This is a genomic window from Sediminicola arcticus (assembly GCF_040566695.1).
Classification (GTDB): Bacteria; Bacteroidota; Bacteroidia; order Flavobacteriales; family Flavobacteriaceae; genus Sediminicola; species Sediminicola arcticus.
Genome location: NZ_JBEXAE010000005.1, coordinates 43,486 through 59,349, shown reverse-complemented (window position 1 = coordinate 59,349; position 15,864 = coordinate 43,486). Strand labels below are relative to the sequence as shown.

The window sequence follows — 15,864 nt, the reverse complement described above, 5'->3', positions numbered from 1 at the left end:
TAGTAAAATATAAATTGAAAAGGCTACAAGGCAGGGAAAAAACGCTCTCTTCCTTGTACAAGAAGGAGAATGAATACTGATAGAATCGAAATAAAGAGGTGATTATTTACGATTTAGGGTTAATTTTACCAATCTCAAAAATTCCATGACGCAACACATTCAAATTCTAGATCAGAATTTCATACTCCACTGCACTGGTTCTCTTTTTTGGCAAGAGCAAGGCATGCTCTTGGTAAGTGATGTGCATTTAGGAAAGATCTCCCACTTTAGAAAACATGGAGCTGCCATACCTCAATGTGCCATCGAAAAGAACTTTGAATTGCTAACAAAAGTTGTAGTGAAATTTAAACCAAAGACCATCTGTTTTTTGGGTGATCTCTTCCATTCTTACCTAAATAGCGAATGGCACCACTTTGAAGCCTGGACAGCAGAACAAGCTTCTAAAATCATATTGGTGGTGGGCAATCATGACATAATTTCCCCTCTAAAATATGAAAATATTAAAATAGGGATTACACAAGAATTGAGACTTCCACCTTTTTTCTTGACCCACCATCCGGAAGAAAAAAAGGGATTTTTTAATTTTTCGGGCCATATTCATCCTGCTATCAAACTGCAAGGTTTGGGCCGACAACGACTTAAACTCCCTTGTTTTTTTAAAAGGACAAACCAGATGATCCTTCCAGCTTTTGGCGAATTTACGGGCACCCATATTTTAACCCCCACAAAAGAAGATGAAGTGTATGCTATTACAAAAAATGAGGTTATTTTAGTGTCAAAAAATTAAAAATGCTCACCAGCCAAAAACACTTGTTCAGCATTGAGGACGATATCACTTATTTAAACGGTGCCTATATGTCCCCACAACTAAAAAGCACGGAGGAAATTGGGATTGCCAACCTCAAAAGAAAGAGTCAACCGTATTCTATTAGTCCAGCAGATTTTTTTACTCAAAGGGTAGTGCTGAAAAAACGTTTTGCAGAACTTATAGAGGCCCCTAATTATCAAAATATTGCCATCATCCCTTCTGTTTCCTACGGTACAGCCACTGTGGCCAACAACTTAAAGTTGCAGGCCGGGGATGAAATCGTGTTGGTGGAAGAAGAGTTTCCCAGCAACGTTTATACCTGGAGACGGTTGGCGAAAACCTATGGGGCACATATAAAGATCATTCAGCCTCCAAGCGAATTTAAAAATCGTGGCAAGCTTTGGAACCAAGCAATCCTAAATGCTATTACCAATAAAACGGCCCTTGTAGCTATGGCCCACGTACATTGGGCAGACGGCACCAAATTTGATTTAAAATCTATTCGCGAAAAAACGTTATCCGTGAATGCGTTACTTATTATTGACGGTACTCAAAGTGTTGGTGCCCTCCCATTTTCTGTGAAAGAAATACAGCCCGATGCTTTGATTTGTGGGGGTTATAAATGGCTTATGGGACCTTATTCCTTGGGAGTAGCCTATTATAGCGATACTTTTAACGAGGGTAAACCTTTGGAGGACAACTGGATGAATAAACTCCATAGCGAAGATTTCACCCAATTGACCCAATACCACGACGAATATCAACCCCATGCGGGTAGATATTCAGTTGGGGAGTCCAGTAATTTTATTTTAGTCCCAATGTTGATCAATGCATTGGAACAATTAATACAATGGCAGCCAAAACAGATACAGCACTATTGCCAGTCAATTTCTGAACATACGATAGACAAGTTAAGGGAACAAGGGTGTTTTGTTGAGGATAATGACTATCGGGGGCAGCATCTATTTGGTGTTTACCTAGCAAAAGATAAGGAGATGCATAAAATAAAACAACGCTTACAGGAGCAGAACGTATTAGTATCCTATCGTGGAAAAGCCATTAGGGTAGCCCCTAATGTATACAATGAGAAAGCAGATTTTGAAAAATTCCTTTTCTGTTTTTAGTATTTATGTTTTTCAAGATAGTCCAAGAGTGCCTATATTTGTATAAAAAATTTTACTCTTGAGTAAAACCATTGTACCTCAACTTTTTTCACAGTCCCTGCAACTGCAGAAACTGAGAAAATCTATTGCTGATCCCCAAATACATTTCAGATTAAAAGGGCTTACAGGATCCGCTCTTTCGTTTGCCATAAAAGATGCATTCAAAGATGCTGGAGCTCCGTTCCTATTGATCCTTAACGATAAGGAAGAAGCTGCCTACCATCTTAACGATCTTGAGCAATTAGTAGGAGAATCCGATGTGCTATTTTATCCAGGGAGCTATAGAAGACCCTATCAAATAGAAGAAACAGACAATGCCAATGTGCTTTTAAGGGCAGAAGTACTTAACCGGATCAACTCCAGAAAAAAACCTGCTATTATTGTCACCTATCCCGATGCACTGTTCGAAAAGGTTGTTACGCGAAAGGAGCTCGACAAGAATACCCTTAAGATAAAATTAGAGGACACCCTATCCTTGGATTTTCTCAACGAAGTCCTCTTTGAATACAAGTTTAAAAGGGTTGATTTTGTCACAGAACCAGGGGAGTTTTCCGTAAGGGGTGGTATTGTGGATGTATTTTCATTCTCCCATGACGAGCCTTACCGTATAGAATTTTTTGGTGATGAAGTAGACAGCATTAGGACCTTTGATGTGGAAACACAGTTATCAACTCTAAAAGTTAAAAAAATTACCATCATCCCTAATGTAGAAAACAAGTTCTTGGATGAGACAAGGGAAAGTTTCCTAAAATATATATCGGCCAATACTATAGTCTTTGCAAAAAATTTAGACCTCCTCTTCGACCGTCTAGATTCTCTTTTTGCAAAAGCAGAAGAGGCTTTCAAAACACTGTCAGAAAATATAAAGCATGGGCAACCAGAGGAATTGTTTTTAAGCTCATCTTTCTTAAAGGAGCAATTACATGATTTTAGTTTGATTGAGGTTGGTACCCAATTTAATAAACAACTGAGGAAAAAGGAACCTGAAGTAATTACATTCAATACCAAACCTCAACCCTCCTTCAATAAGAAATTTGATCTGTTGATTGAAAATCTAAATGATAACAATGATAAAGGATATAACAACTATATCTTTTGTGCTACAGAGCAACAAGCTAAACGGTTCCATGATATTTTTGACGAGGTAGGAAAACAGGTGCACTACCAAACTCTAGTATTCCCTTTATTCCAAGGTTTTATAGATGAAGATTTAAAAATAGTGGTCTATACAGACCATCAAATATTTGAACGATACCTTAAGTTCCACCTTAAAAATGGGTATGCCAAGAAGCAGGCCATTACCCTTAAGGACCTTAACAAACTAGAGATTGGTGATTATGTTACCCATATTGATCATGGAATAGGGAAATTCGGGGGACTGCAGAAAATTGATGTTGAAGGCAAAAAGCAAGAGGCCATAAAATTAGTATATGGCGAAAGGGATATTCTTTATGTGAGCATCCATTCCCTTCATAAAATTTCCAAGTTTAATGGGAAAGACGGCAAAGAACCCAAAATTTACAAATTGGGATCCGGTGCATGGAAGAAGGTAAAGGAAAGAGCGAAATCACGAGTAAAACAAATTGCTTTCAACCTCATCAAAATCTATGCTAAGCGAAGGCTGGAAAAAGGGTTTCAATACGCCCCTGACAGTTATCTGCAGCATGAACTGGAAGCGTCCTTTATCTACGAAGATACTCCTGATCAAAGCAAATCCACAGAAGATATAAAAAGGGATATGGAAAGCGAACGCCCCATGGATCGCTTGGTATGTGGGGATGTAGGTTTTGGTAAAACGGAAGTGGCTATACGCGCTGCATTTAAGGCCGTGGACAATGGCAAACAGGTCGCTGTACTTGTTCCAACAACTATTCTGGCCTTTCAACATTTTAAAACCTTTAATGAACGTTTAAAGGAAATGCCTGTCACCGTGGAATACCTAAATAGGTTCCGAACGGCAAAAGAAAAAAAAGATACGCTTCAGCGATTGGGAGAAGGCAAAGTGGATATCATCATAGGAACCCACCAGTTGGTAAACAAAAATGTGCAGTTTAAAGATCTTGGACTTCTAATTGTGGATGAGGAGCAAAAATTTGGGGTAGCCGTAAAGGACAAATTGAAGTCCATCAAAGAAAATGTGGACGTACTTACTCTTACCGCGACGCCCATCCCTAGGACCCTCCAATTTAGTTTGATGGCCGCTAGGGATCTGTCGGTCATAAACACGGCGCCACCAAACAGATATCCCATAGAAAGTGAGGTCATCCGCTTTAGTGAGGACACTATAAGGGATGCTATCAGCTATGAGATACAGCGAGGCGGACAAGTATTTTTTATCCATAACCGAATAGAGAATATTAAGGAAGTAGCAGGCATGATCCAACGTCTCGTGCCGGATGCCAAAATTGGCATTGGCCATGGGCAACTGGATGGAAAAAAACTAGAGACTTTGATGTTGGCCTTTATGAACAATGAATTTGATGTTCTTGTATCTACCACCATTGTTGAAAGTGGCCTTGATGTTCCCAATGCCAATACCATTTTCATCAATAGCGCCAATAATTTTGGTTTAAGCGACCTACATCAAATGCGTGGACGTGTGGGCAGGAGCAATAAAAAAGCCTTTTGTTACTTCATAACACCTCCTTATGATGTGATGACTAATGATGCCCGAAAACGCATCCAAGCCCTAGAGCAATTCACGGAACTTGGTAGCGGTTTTAATATTGCCATGAAAGATCTTGAAATTCGTGGTGCAGGAGATCTTTTGGGAGGAGAACAAAGTGGCTTTATTAATGATATAGGATTTGATGCCTACCAGAAAATCCTAACGGAAGCCATTGAAGAGCTCAAAGAAAATGAATTTAAAGGTCTGTATGAAGAAATAGGTGGCAATGAAAAGGAAAAAGTGTATGTGAAAGATACCCAGATAGATGCCGATTTTGAGCTTCTTTTTCCTGATGACTATATCAATAATGTCACCGAGAGGTTAAATCTTTATACACAGTTGAACGAAATAAAAGATGAAGCCGGACTCCATAAATTTGAAACCCAACTTGTGGACCGTTTTGGAGAGTTGCCCAAACAGGCCGAAGATCTTTTGAGTTCTGTACGAATTAAATGGATTGCCAATAGCATCGGTCTTGAAAAAGTGGTCCTAAAACAGGGCAAGATAATCGGCTATTTCATTTCGGACCAACAGTCGGCCTTTTACCAAAGTACTTCTTTTACCAAAGTGCTTCAGTTTGTGCAGTCTCATGCGCAGTTGTGCAAAATAAAGGAGAAACAGACCCGTAGCGGACTTCGACTAATATTGGTCTTCGAAAATATTAAATCCTTGGACAAAGCATTAAAAGCATTTCAACCTTTTTCTAAAACACCAGAACCCGTTTCCTAATAGGATATTGGAATGCTACTAAGTAAAACCTATTTCTTGGAATAATTTTTGAACAACCTTTTATATGTATAAATCACTGCTTTTTTTCTTTTTAATTGTGAGCACAAGCTTATGTGCACAACACGCCATTTCTGGTCCCTTTTCACCCTCTGCCGATTTTAAATGGGTTATGGCCTACCAATTAAATCCAAACGGTCAGGAATATGTAACTGCGGGTCCCGTAAAAAATGGGGATTTGGAATTAATAATGCCTAAAACTGCCGAGGCAGGAGTATACAGAATGGTTTATGCTATACCTACAGATGAATTTTATTTTGATGTCATCTATAATGGGAAAGAGGATATAATGCTCTCCTTCAATACCTCTAATGGGGTAGCTTTTAAATCGTCTGAAGAGAATGGAACCTACCTATCCTATAGTAAAGAGATAAACGCAGCAGAAAAAAAATTGGCAGACTATTATGCCACGGGGAAAAAAGGAAAGGCAGATTTTAATGCTATCGTAAAACATTTGAAAGAGATACAAGATTCCTTTGAAACCAAATCCGAGGGGATGATCGCTAACAGCTTCATTAAAGCAAATAGGCCATACGTACCATTGAAAATAGAGACCTATGAACAATACCTCTCATCCAAAAAAGAACACTTTTTTGATGTTTTGGATTTTAACAATCCAACCCTCCAAAGTTCAGGGTTTTTAGTAGAAAAGGCTTTAACCTTTGTTTTTTCTTCCATATCTCATGTTGCATCGAATCCTATACCAGAAAAAGGAATACAGGAAAATTTAGAGGTATTGAACGGTAAACTAACAAGCGTGAATCCTTTGTTTAAAGCCAAGCTTTTGGAAAAGTTATGGACAGAGACTTCAAAAAGAGAAATGAGTTCTAGCTCTGATCTTATTTACAACAATTACCTTCTTCCTCTATCCAGGATCAATGAAAAAAAAGAAATACTGGAGATAACAGATAAAATTGAACTGAGCAATCGTTTGAGAATTGGTGCCAGAGCACCAGAAATTAAGTGGAAAGTTAATGGTGTGGACAAGAAACTAAGCGACCTTTCTGTATCGGAAAAGTATGTGCTTCTATTTTGGAGCAGTACCTGTTCTCATTGTTTAAAGGAAGTTCCAGAGTTGCATAAAGAATTAAAGGATCGTGAGACTATCCAAGTTTTGGCAATTGGTTTGGAAGATGATGATATATCTTGGAAGGATGAATCGGCTAAATTAGGTGGTTTTACACATATTCTTGGACTAGGGAAATGGGAAAATGAATATGTCTTCCTCTACGATGTGCATCAAACACCCACTTATTTTGTTTTGGATTCCCAGAAAAAAATTATTGCCAAACCTTCAAGTTTGGAGGAATTACTCTCCGTTTTAAAAAATTAGGTACTGCAGTTGGCGACTATAGCGCCTTTAAATCTTTTATGGTTTTAAAGGCCGTATCAACCTGTTCATCATTTACAATAATAGTAAACTCATTAGTTGTAGAAATGACTTCGAACAGTACTATACCTTCCCATGCCAAGCGTTGGAAAATAAAGTAATAGATTCCGGGAACGGATACATTCTCCGCTGGTAATTTAACGGTAATAGAAGAAAGGTTACTCGCCTTTTGGGTGCATTTTTCATTTTTGAATAACTCCTGTACGGTATCGTCCAATATATTACTAACCACAATGTTCATTTCATTGACTCCTCTTGAGGAAGTATAGAAAACATCCTTATTCTTATTGACTTCCTTTATTAATTGGGTCTGATTATCAAGAATTGACTCTGAAACCAAAAAAGTAAAATCCGTTAGGGAAGATCGTACCGTAATTTCCCCAATATTTTTAAGAACTTTTATAATTTTATGGGTTGCCCTAAATTCAAGATCATCAGAAAGTCGTTTTAAAGCCATAACAATGGCGCCGTTTCTGATATCCTTCCCTAATTCTTCCTCAATTTCTGGCCTAACCAGCCTAGAAAGTGATGTTAGATTAATTATACCTTGGGACAAAGCGCTTTGGAGAAATGGCTTTTTTTTAATATACTCCTCTACTACGGATGAAATTGTCTTCATTAACTTGCATTGGCTTGGTTGAATTTGTAAATATAACAATATGTTATAAATAAAACAATACATCAGAGCGTAATCCCATAGTTCTATGAAAATTAACCGCTGTCCTTATATGTAACCGTTATTAAAATAAAATAAGTCCCTATTTTATGACATCCCTATAATTCATTCTTTAAGCATCCCAACTAATCAGAGCTCCGAGAAAAACTACTGAACCCTGCAAAAAAGCAATGACTTTTCATTACCAAAATGACCTAAAAATGATAAAAGGCATCTTTTAGATGCTCCAACTTAAATTTTCCATTTTGCTTGAAAATAGTAATGATGGCAAAACAAACGGAAACATCCAAATCATTTTCTATTACATAATGCTTAGCAGCCATGACCACTAGCTGTTTCTTTTTAAGCGTAACGGTTTCTGCAATGTTACCAATAAAATGGTGCTCCTAGATTTAACCTCTATGACCGCCAAATCGATTCCTTTTAATGCCACGATATCAATTTCAGCTTTTAAATACCTATAATTACGGTATGTAATAGTATACCCTTGTTCTATTAGGTAATCTGTTGCAATTTGTTCTCCCAGCTTTCCAAATTCGTTATGTTTTCCCATAAAAAATTCTATAAATCCTAAAAATAAGCGTAGTTGGTCGAAAATATAAGCCTTTCACCGTCCAAATAATTTTTATACACGTAATTTAATTCTTAAATCAACGAATTTAGCTGATTACTAATACTATACAATAGTATTTATCCGTTTACTAGTATCCCCAAAACTATGAACTCAGAAACCAACGCTTCAAAAACCATGGAATTCTTTATTAACTGTAACACCTCCAGTTTAGCCACCTATACTGCACCTTTAGATAAATTAAAGGCTGCGCATCTGTATAGAAGACTGGGGTTTAGCGCGTCTGTTCAGACAATAGATCAGGCGGTAGGTCAATCTGCAACAGCCTTAGTGGATGGTTTGATTAATGAGGCCGTAAACATGCCAACCTTAACTGCACCAGCATGGGCCGATTGGAACAATAGCAACTATCCCGAGGATGACGATGCAAGGCGCGCCTTGCGAAATTCCCAAATTGGGGAATGGAAACTGGCCTATGCCAATGGCTTAATCAATAATAACTTAAGAGACCGACTCAGTTTTTTCTGGAGCAACCATTTTGTTACAGAATTGAATGTGTACAACTGTAATTCTTTCCTGTATTATTATACAGACTGTCTACAGCGAAACGCCTTGGGCAACTTTAAGACCTTTGTTCATGACATAGGACTTACCAGTGCCATGTTGTTTTATTTGGACGGTGCTTATAACATTAACAACCGCCCTAATGAAAACTATGCCCGCGAACTTTATGAGCTCTTTTCTTTAGGAGAGGGCAATGGGTATACGGAACAGGATATCGTTGAAACAGCCAGAGCTTTGACCGGGTATGTGGATAGAAGTGAAATAGGCTGTTCTCAAGTGACCTTTGATCCAACCAAACATGACTCAGGAAGCAAGACCATTTTAGGGCAGACCGGAAACTGGGGATATGACGACGTTATTGATATTCTCTTCCAAGAAAGACCCAATGAAATTGCACGATATATATGTACCAAATTATATGAGTTCTTTGTGCACCCAGACTCCAATGATGATGCCAGAAATGCGCAAACAATAATTCAAGGGATGGCCAGTACCATGGTATCCAACAATTTTGAAATTGCCCCTGTACTGTCCCAACTATTCAAAAGTCAACATTTTTTTGATGATGAGGCTATTGGTGTCATAATTAAAAGTCCATATGATCTGTTTTTAAATTTATTGAAAGAAACAGGCTTCTTTTATGATGATAGTGTGATGAACCAAATTATTGAAACTACCAGAATGCTGAGTCAAGAGCTTTTTGATCCGGTGGATGTGGCCGGTTGGCAAAGGGACAGAACCTGGATCAATACCAATTTCATGATAGGAAGATGGCTCTCCCTAGAGTTTATGTTAGATGGCTTTTATGGCCACAATGCAGAACAGTTTCGAACTTTTGCCGTTGAAGCCGTTGGGCCAAGCAATAGAGGGACTAGCAACCCAAGAATTGTGGTAGAGGCCATAGTGAACGAAATGACCCCAAAAGGATTGTTGACAGAGGCCGATTTTGACAATGCCCTTTCAGCTTTTACTATAGACGATATTCCAGAAATATACTACGGTTCTGATTATATTGAAGGAGGTCAGGGAATTTGGATGTTAGATATCAGTCCAGAAGTTCCCTTCCAAGTTTACCTTTTATTACAACACCTCGCCAGACAACCAGAATTCCAATTAAAATAACACCTACGACCATGTGCAATAATATCCATATCCCCATAAACCACCACAAAGATAAAGACGGCCACGACCATGAACACAAATTCTGGAGTAGACGTTCTTTTATGCAAGCCCTAGGGATTGCAGGATCCGGATCTATGATGTTGGGAAGTAATTTTCTGACAGCATCCGCCCCATCTCCTTTGACAGCGGCAATCTCTATGGCAGAAACGGACAATATTCTAATTCTTATCCGTTTGTCGGGTGGAAACGATGGACTTAGTACCGTAATTCCAATTGAACAATATGATGCCTATGCAAATGCCAGGCCCAATATTTATATCCCAGAAAGTAAGATCTTAAAACTTACCGATGAATTTGGGGTTCCTTCGTATATGAAATCCCTGCAGCCCATGTGGGCAGACGGACAGTTTAAGGCCGTTCATGGGGTGGGATATGAAGGACAAAGCCTTTCCCATTTTACAGGCTCCGATATTTTTGCAAATACTGATTTAACCACTTCAGGCTTTAGCGGCTTGAATACTGGCTGGATGGGACGTCACTTTGAAAATATATATCCAGATTATTTAGTCAACCCCCCAGAATCCCCAGCGGCTATACAAATTGGTCAGTTCGGTAGTTTGGTATTTCAAGGGGAAGAGACCAATTACGCATTTGTAACCAACAATATTGATCAATTGGAGCAAATCGCGGAAACAGGACAGCAATATAGCTTGGATGATACCCTGTTTAACAACTGTATGTATGGTGACCAGTTGAAATTCTTAAGGGGTGTTGCTAATACCACCTATGAATATTCCGGTAAAATCCATGACGCCTACGAAAGGGGTCAAAATCAGGTAGAATACCAAAACAACGGTTTTGCTCGCCAATTGGCCCTTTTGGCCCGATTGATAAAAGGAAATTTGGGCACCAAGGTATATATGATCTCCATGGGCGGTTTTGATACACATGGAAACCAACCTTTGGCCCACGAAAGATTGATGACCAACCTATCTGTTGCCATTGATAGTTTTTATGACGATTTAGGCTTTACCCAACAAGATGACAAAGTATTGAGCATGACATTCTCTGAATTTGGAAGAAGGATCTTTGAAAATGGTTCCAACGGAACCGATCATGGAAAGGCAGCTCCTACCCTATTTTTTGGATCTGGACTAAATGGTAGTGCCTTTGTTGGTGACCATCCAACCTTGGACGATCCAGATGGTCGAGGTAATTTAGAATACACAATGGATTTTAGAGACCTCTATGCCACAGTTTTAGCAGAATGGCTATGTGTGCCTATACCTTTGGTAGAGCAGCATTTATTGAATCACCCATATAGCCCAGTAAACCTTGGGTTCAATTGCAGCGGCGTAGACTTTCCGGACATTGTTTATAGTGATGGAGAACCAACCCTTCCAACACCAATAGGAGAAAACCCACCACCAGAATTATTGAACGCCATAGTGCACAAACCTTTTTATCCTACAAAAGAGGCTCCTCATATCTATTTAGAAATGCCATTTAGTGCCCATGTGGATATCCAATTATACAATATACTAGGTCAAAATCTAGGAACTGTATACAATGAAATGATGATGGAAGGATCTACTGAAATAAACATTAGGGAACGTATGACCCTACCTTTGGCCTCTGGTAAATATATTTACAGAATACAAGTACAGGATCAGAAAATGAGTAAATCTGTTGTGGTCGTTTAAACTACCTACTTATAATAAAGGCCTTCTACGCAAATGTTATTCCCTTTAAGGCGATAGCTGGCAGGAGGCCTTTCTTTTTTGGGTCATTGTAGGTTGCACCCTGACAAAAATCTTTATTTTTGTGCCCAAATCCATATTTGATGTCTCAGAATCAAGAAAGTCCATCTAGATATACCATTACCGCAGCCCTTCCCTATACCAACGGTCCAATTCATATTGGTCATTTGGCAGGGGTCTATGTGCCAGCTGATATATATTCCCGTTACCTGCGCTTAAACGGAAAAGACGTTGCCTTTGTTTGCGGCAGTGACGAACATGGGGTGGCCATTTCCATGAAAGCCAAAAAAGAAGGGGTAACCCCTCAAGAAATTATTGATAAATATCATGGGATCATCAAACAATCTTTTGAAGATTTTGGAATCACTTTTGATAATTATTCTAGAACATCTGCAAAAATACACCACGATACAGCATCGGAATTCTTTAAGACCCTCTACAAAAAAGGAGATTTTATAGAAGAGGTTACAGAACAATTATATGACGCCGAAGCCAAACAATTTTTGGCAGACCGCTTTGTTATAGGTACATGTCCTAAATGTGGACATGAAGAGGCCTATGGCGATCAATGTGAGAACTGCGGTTCTACCTTGAACGCTACAGATCTTATCAATCCTAAATCAACTATTTCTGGAGCAGCACCCTCCATGAAGAAAACCAAACACTGGTTTTTGCCTTTGGACCGATATGAAGACTTTTTGAAAGAATGGATTTTAGAAGGTCATAAGAGCGATTGGAAACCCAATGTATATGGTCAATGCAAATCTTGGATCGATGAAGGATTGAAACCACGAGCCGTAACCCGCGATTTAGATTGGGGTATTCCTGTTCCTGTTGAAGGTGGCGAAGGTAAAGTCCTATATGTATGGTTTGACGCGCCTATTGGTTATATTTCATCCACAAAAGAATGGGCCGCTAGAGAAGGAAAAGACTGGGAACCTTATTGGAAAGCTAAGGACACCAAAATGGTGCATTTTATTGGGAAGGACAATATTGTTTTCCACTGTATTATATTTCCCTGTATGCTCAAGGCCCACGGAGATTACATCCTACCAGAAAATGTACCTGCCAACGAATTTTTGAATTTGGAAGGCAATAAACTATCCACGTCCAAAAATTGGGCTGTTTGGTTGCACGAGTATCTGGTAGATTTCCCTGATATGCAAGACGTACTTAGATATACGCTTACCGCTAATGCTCCAGAGACCAAAGACAATGACTTTACCTGGAAAGACCTGCAAGCAAAGAACAACAATGAACTGGTTGCCATATTTGGGAATTTTATTAACCGTGTTGTGGTGTTGACCAATAAATATTACGATGGTGTGGTTCCTAGCCCAGCTGCGTTCACAAATGTAGATAAAGAAACTTTGAGCGAACTTAAAAAATACCCCTCTATCTTATCCAGTTCCATTGAGCGTTATCGCTTCCGTGAAGCTAGTCAAGAACTAATGAACCTAGCACGTTTGGGGAACAAGTATCTAGCAGATGAAGAGCCTTGGAAAGTAATTAAAGAAGATGGAGAAAGGGTGAAGACTATTATGTACGTTGCACTTCAGATTTCTTCTGCCTTAGCCATATTGAGTGAACCATTTTTACCTTTTACAGCGACAAAACTAAAAAATATGCTGGCCATTAACAGGGATTTGAAATGGAACGATGTTGGGACAAAAGAAGATCTTTTATCAGCAGGACACCAAATTAAAATAGGGAAACTCTTGTTCAGTAAAATAGAGGACGAAACCATAGAGAAGCAATTAAACAAATTAGAAGCTACAAAAAAAGCAAACGAGCAAATGAACAAGGTTGTAACACCCCAAAAAGACACTATAACCTTTGACGATTTTACAAAATTGGACATGCGTGTGGGAACCATTTTAGAGGCAGAAAAAATGCCTAAAGCCAAAAAATTATTGGTGTTGAAAGTAGATACTGGTTTGGATATAAGAACCATTGTTTCAGGGATAGCGGAAAGCTTTACCCCAGAAGAGATCATCGGTAAAAAAGTTACTGTTTTGATCAATTTAGCCCCTAGAGCCCTTAGAGGTGTAGATAGCGAGGGCATGATCTTGATGACGGAAAATACAGATGGAAAACTAGTCTTTGTTAATACAGATACCGAGGGTGTTGGCAATGGGGAAACAATAAATTAACCATTTGATTATTGCCCCTCGAGCAAAGTTGAGAGGTTTTTGACCTTCTAAATTTATTAAAAAAATATGCTACTGATCCCCTACATTGCCAAACATACCCAACTGCCTACAAAAAGTATTGAGAATACTGTTGCCCTACTTAATGAAGATTGTACGGTACCTTTTATATCCAGATACCGAAAAGAACGCACGGGAAACTTAGACGAAGTACAAATTGGGGATATTGTCACCTTTAAGGCCCAGTATGAAGCGTTAGAAAAACGCAAAAAGGGAATTTTAAAAGCATTGGAGGAGCAGGAAGTATTGACCCCCGAGCTTAAAAAAACCATTGAAGCCACAAATGACCTTGTTACTTTGGAGGATATCTATCTTCCCTACAAAAAGAGCAGAAAGACCAAGGCGGAAACGGCGAGAAAAAATGGCCTGGAGCCATTGGCCAAAATCATCATGGCCCAAAATGCAGATGAAATAGAGTATATCGCTTCTCAATATGTGACTAATGATATCCCCAACGAGGATGAAGCCATAGAAGGCGCTAGACACATCATATCCGAATGGATCAATGAACGTCTGGATATTAGAAACCAGATTCGCCTTCAGTTGGAAAAGTTCGCACAGATCACCACCAAGGTAATCGCTACAAAGAAAGATGATGAAAAGGCACAAAAGTTTCGGGATTATTTTGAATGGAGTGAATCCTTGGGCAAGTGTCCCTCCCATCGACTCTTGGCTATTCTTAGAGCAGAAAACGAAGGTTTTATTAGGGTAAAAATTGAAATTGATGACGATAAGGCCCTCTCTAAAATAGAGGACCGTACTATAAAATCTAACAATTCATGTTCGGATCAACTAAAATTGGCAATCCAAGATGCCTATAAACGCCTATTATTACCTTCCCTTTCCAATGAAACCTTAAAAGCTGCCAAGGAAAAAGCAGATGAGGCTGCTATCAGCGTATTCGCCAAAAACCTAAAACAACTTTTATTAGGTTCTCCTTTGGGTGAAAAGCGGATACTAGCCATTGACCCAGGTTTTAGAAGTGGCTGCAAAGTAGTTTGCTTAAGTGCCCAAGGCGATCTGGAACACAATGAGACCATCTACCCGCATGCTCCTCAGAACGAGACTTCCGGAGCAATTAAAAAAATTAGCTCCTTAACTGATGCGCATAAGATTGAAGCAATTGCCATTGGAAATGGAACGGCCTCCCGTGAAACCGAGCAGCTAATAAAGCGTATCCAATTTAAAAATCCGATAGAAGTTTTTGTTGTTAGTGAAGCTGGGGCTTCCATCTATTCTGCCTCTAAAATTGCCAGGGATGAATTCCCTAACTATGATGTAACCGTTCGAGGTGCTGTCTCTATAGGGAGGCGTTTGGCAGATCCTTTGGCCGAACTTGTAAAAATAGATGCCAAATCAATTGGGGTGGGACAGTACCAACATGATGTGGATCAGACCAAACTTAAAAGCTCCTTGGATACCGTTGTGGAAAGCTGCGTGAATTTTGTGGGAGTTAACATTAATACCGCCAGTACATCCCTTTTGAGCTATGTCTCCGGAATAGGACCAAAACTTGCAGAAAATATCGTGGCCTTTAGAAATGAAAATGGTCCTTTTGCCAGTAGGGCAGCCATAAAAAAAGTGCCGCGCTTGGGAGAAAAAGCCTTTGAGCAAGGAGCTGCCTTTCTACGCATCAAAAACCCTAAAAACCCTTTGGACGACTCAGCAGTTCACCCGGAGAGCTATGACATTATTCAAAAAATGACTAAGGACAAAGGAATTGCCATATCACAGCTCATAGGAAATAAAAAGGAATTACAGACCATTGATCTAAAAGCATATACTACAGACACCATTGGGTTACCCACCCTCCAAGATATTATACAAGAATTGGAAAAACCGGGGCTAGACCTACGGAAAAAGGCCAAGGTATTTACCTTCAACCAGAACATAAAAACCATTACAGATTTAAGGGAAGGACAATTGTTACCTGGTATCGTGAATAACATCACCAACTTTGGTTGCTTTGTAGATGTAGGCATCAAAGAAAGTGGCCTCATACATATCTCCAACCTATCCGATACATTTGTAAAGGATGTCAATGAGCACGTAACCCTACACCAACAGGTAATCGTTAAAGTCTTGGAGGTAGATGTTTCTCGAAAAAGGATACAGCTGGCACTGCACAAATAACTAGTAAAGCATT

The 15,864-nt window shown here is 39.2% G+C and carries 11 protein-coding genes; 8 read left to right on the top strand and 3 right to left on the bottom strand.

The annotated features are described in order from the left end of the window. The first annotated feature begins 145 nt into the window (after positions 1-145). The 4 genes from pdeM (at position 146) to ABXZ36_RS11175 (ending at position 6,758) form a co-directional block, all read left to right on the top strand. On the top strand, positions 146-787 hold the full coding sequence (gene pdeM, locus ABXZ36_RS11190; protein WP_354615679.1) for a ligase-associated DNA damage response endonuclease PdeM: 642 nt from the start codon (positions 146-148) through the stop codon (positions 785-787). 2 nt (positions 788-789) lie between these two features. Next, on the top strand, positions 790-1,932 hold the full coding sequence (locus ABXZ36_RS11185; protein ID WP_354615677.1) for an aminotransferase class V-fold PLP-dependent enzyme: 1,143 nt from the start codon (positions 790-792) through the stop codon (positions 1,930-1,932). Between the two features lie 58 nt (positions 1,933-1,990). Then, a complete protein-coding gene (mfd, locus tag ABXZ36_RS11180) occupies positions 1,991-5,368 on the top strand; it encodes a transcription-repair coupling factor (protein WP_354615676.1) in 3,378 nt (1,125 codons plus the stop codon). A 64-nt stretch (positions 5,369-5,432) separates the two neighbouring features. After that, entirely contained in the window at positions 5,433-6,758 is a 1,326-nt protein-coding gene (locus ABXZ36_RS11175) for a TlpA family protein disulfide reductase (RefSeq protein WP_354615674.1), read from the top strand. Positions 6,759-6,774: 16 nt separating this feature from the next. Here the strand turns inward: ABXZ36_RS11175 and ABXZ36_RS11170 are convergent, their stop codons facing one another. The 3 genes from ABXZ36_RS11170 to ABXZ36_RS11160 all read right to left on the bottom strand — a co-directional run bounded on the left by ABXZ36_RS11170 (position 6,775) and on the right by ABXZ36_RS11160 (position 8,044). Then, positions 6,775-7,434, bottom strand: coding sequence for an aspartate kinase (locus tag ABXZ36_RS11170; RefSeq protein ID WP_354615672.1), 660 nt, complete (start codon positions 7,432-7,434; stop codon positions 6,775-6,777). 251 nt (positions 7,435-7,685) lie between these two features. Further along, positions 7,686-7,814, bottom strand: a complete 129-nt coding sequence (locus ABXZ36_RS11165) for a PDDEXK family nuclease (protein WP_354615671.1) — start codon at positions 7,812-7,814, stop codon at positions 7,686-7,688. A gap of 5 nt (positions 7,815-7,819) precedes the next feature. Then, positions 7,820-8,044: a YraN family protein gene (locus ABXZ36_RS11160; RefSeq protein ID WP_354615670.1), complete on the bottom strand. Its 225-nt coding sequence runs from the start codon at positions 8,042-8,044 to the stop codon at positions 7,820-7,822. Positions 8,045-8,209: 165 nt separating this feature from the next. Here ABXZ36_RS11160 and ABXZ36_RS11155 point away from each other — a divergent pair, with 165 nt between their 5' ends. From ABXZ36_RS11155 to ABXZ36_RS11140, 4 genes are all read left to right on the top strand, one after another. Beyond that, positions 8,210-9,748 carry a DUF1800 domain-containing protein gene (locus ABXZ36_RS11155; protein WP_354615668.1) on the top strand — a complete coding sequence of 513 codons (1,539 nt, stop codon included), beginning with the start codon at positions 8,210-8,212 and terminating at the stop codon, positions 9,746-9,748. An 11-nt stretch (positions 9,749-9,759) separates the two neighbouring features. After that, positions 9,760-11,451 carry a DUF1501 domain-containing protein gene (locus tag ABXZ36_RS11150; RefSeq protein ID WP_354615667.1) on the top strand — a complete coding sequence of 564 codons (1,692 nt, stop codon included), beginning with the start codon at positions 9,760-9,762 and terminating at the stop codon, positions 11,449-11,451. A 140-nt stretch (positions 11,452-11,591) separates the two neighbouring features. Continuing rightward, the gene (gene metG / locus ABXZ36_RS11145) at positions 11,592-13,661 is read left to right on the top strand and encodes a methionine--tRNA ligase (protein ID WP_354615665.1); all 2,070 of its coding nucleotides are present in this window, start codon (positions 11,592-11,594) and stop codon (positions 13,659-13,661) included. A 66-nt stretch (positions 13,662-13,727) separates the two neighbouring features. Continuing rightward, positions 13,728-15,851, top strand: coding sequence for a Tex family protein (locus ABXZ36_RS11140; protein WP_354615664.1), 2,124 nt, complete (start codon positions 13,728-13,730; stop codon positions 15,849-15,851). Positions 15,852-15,864: the final 13 nt, after the last annotated feature.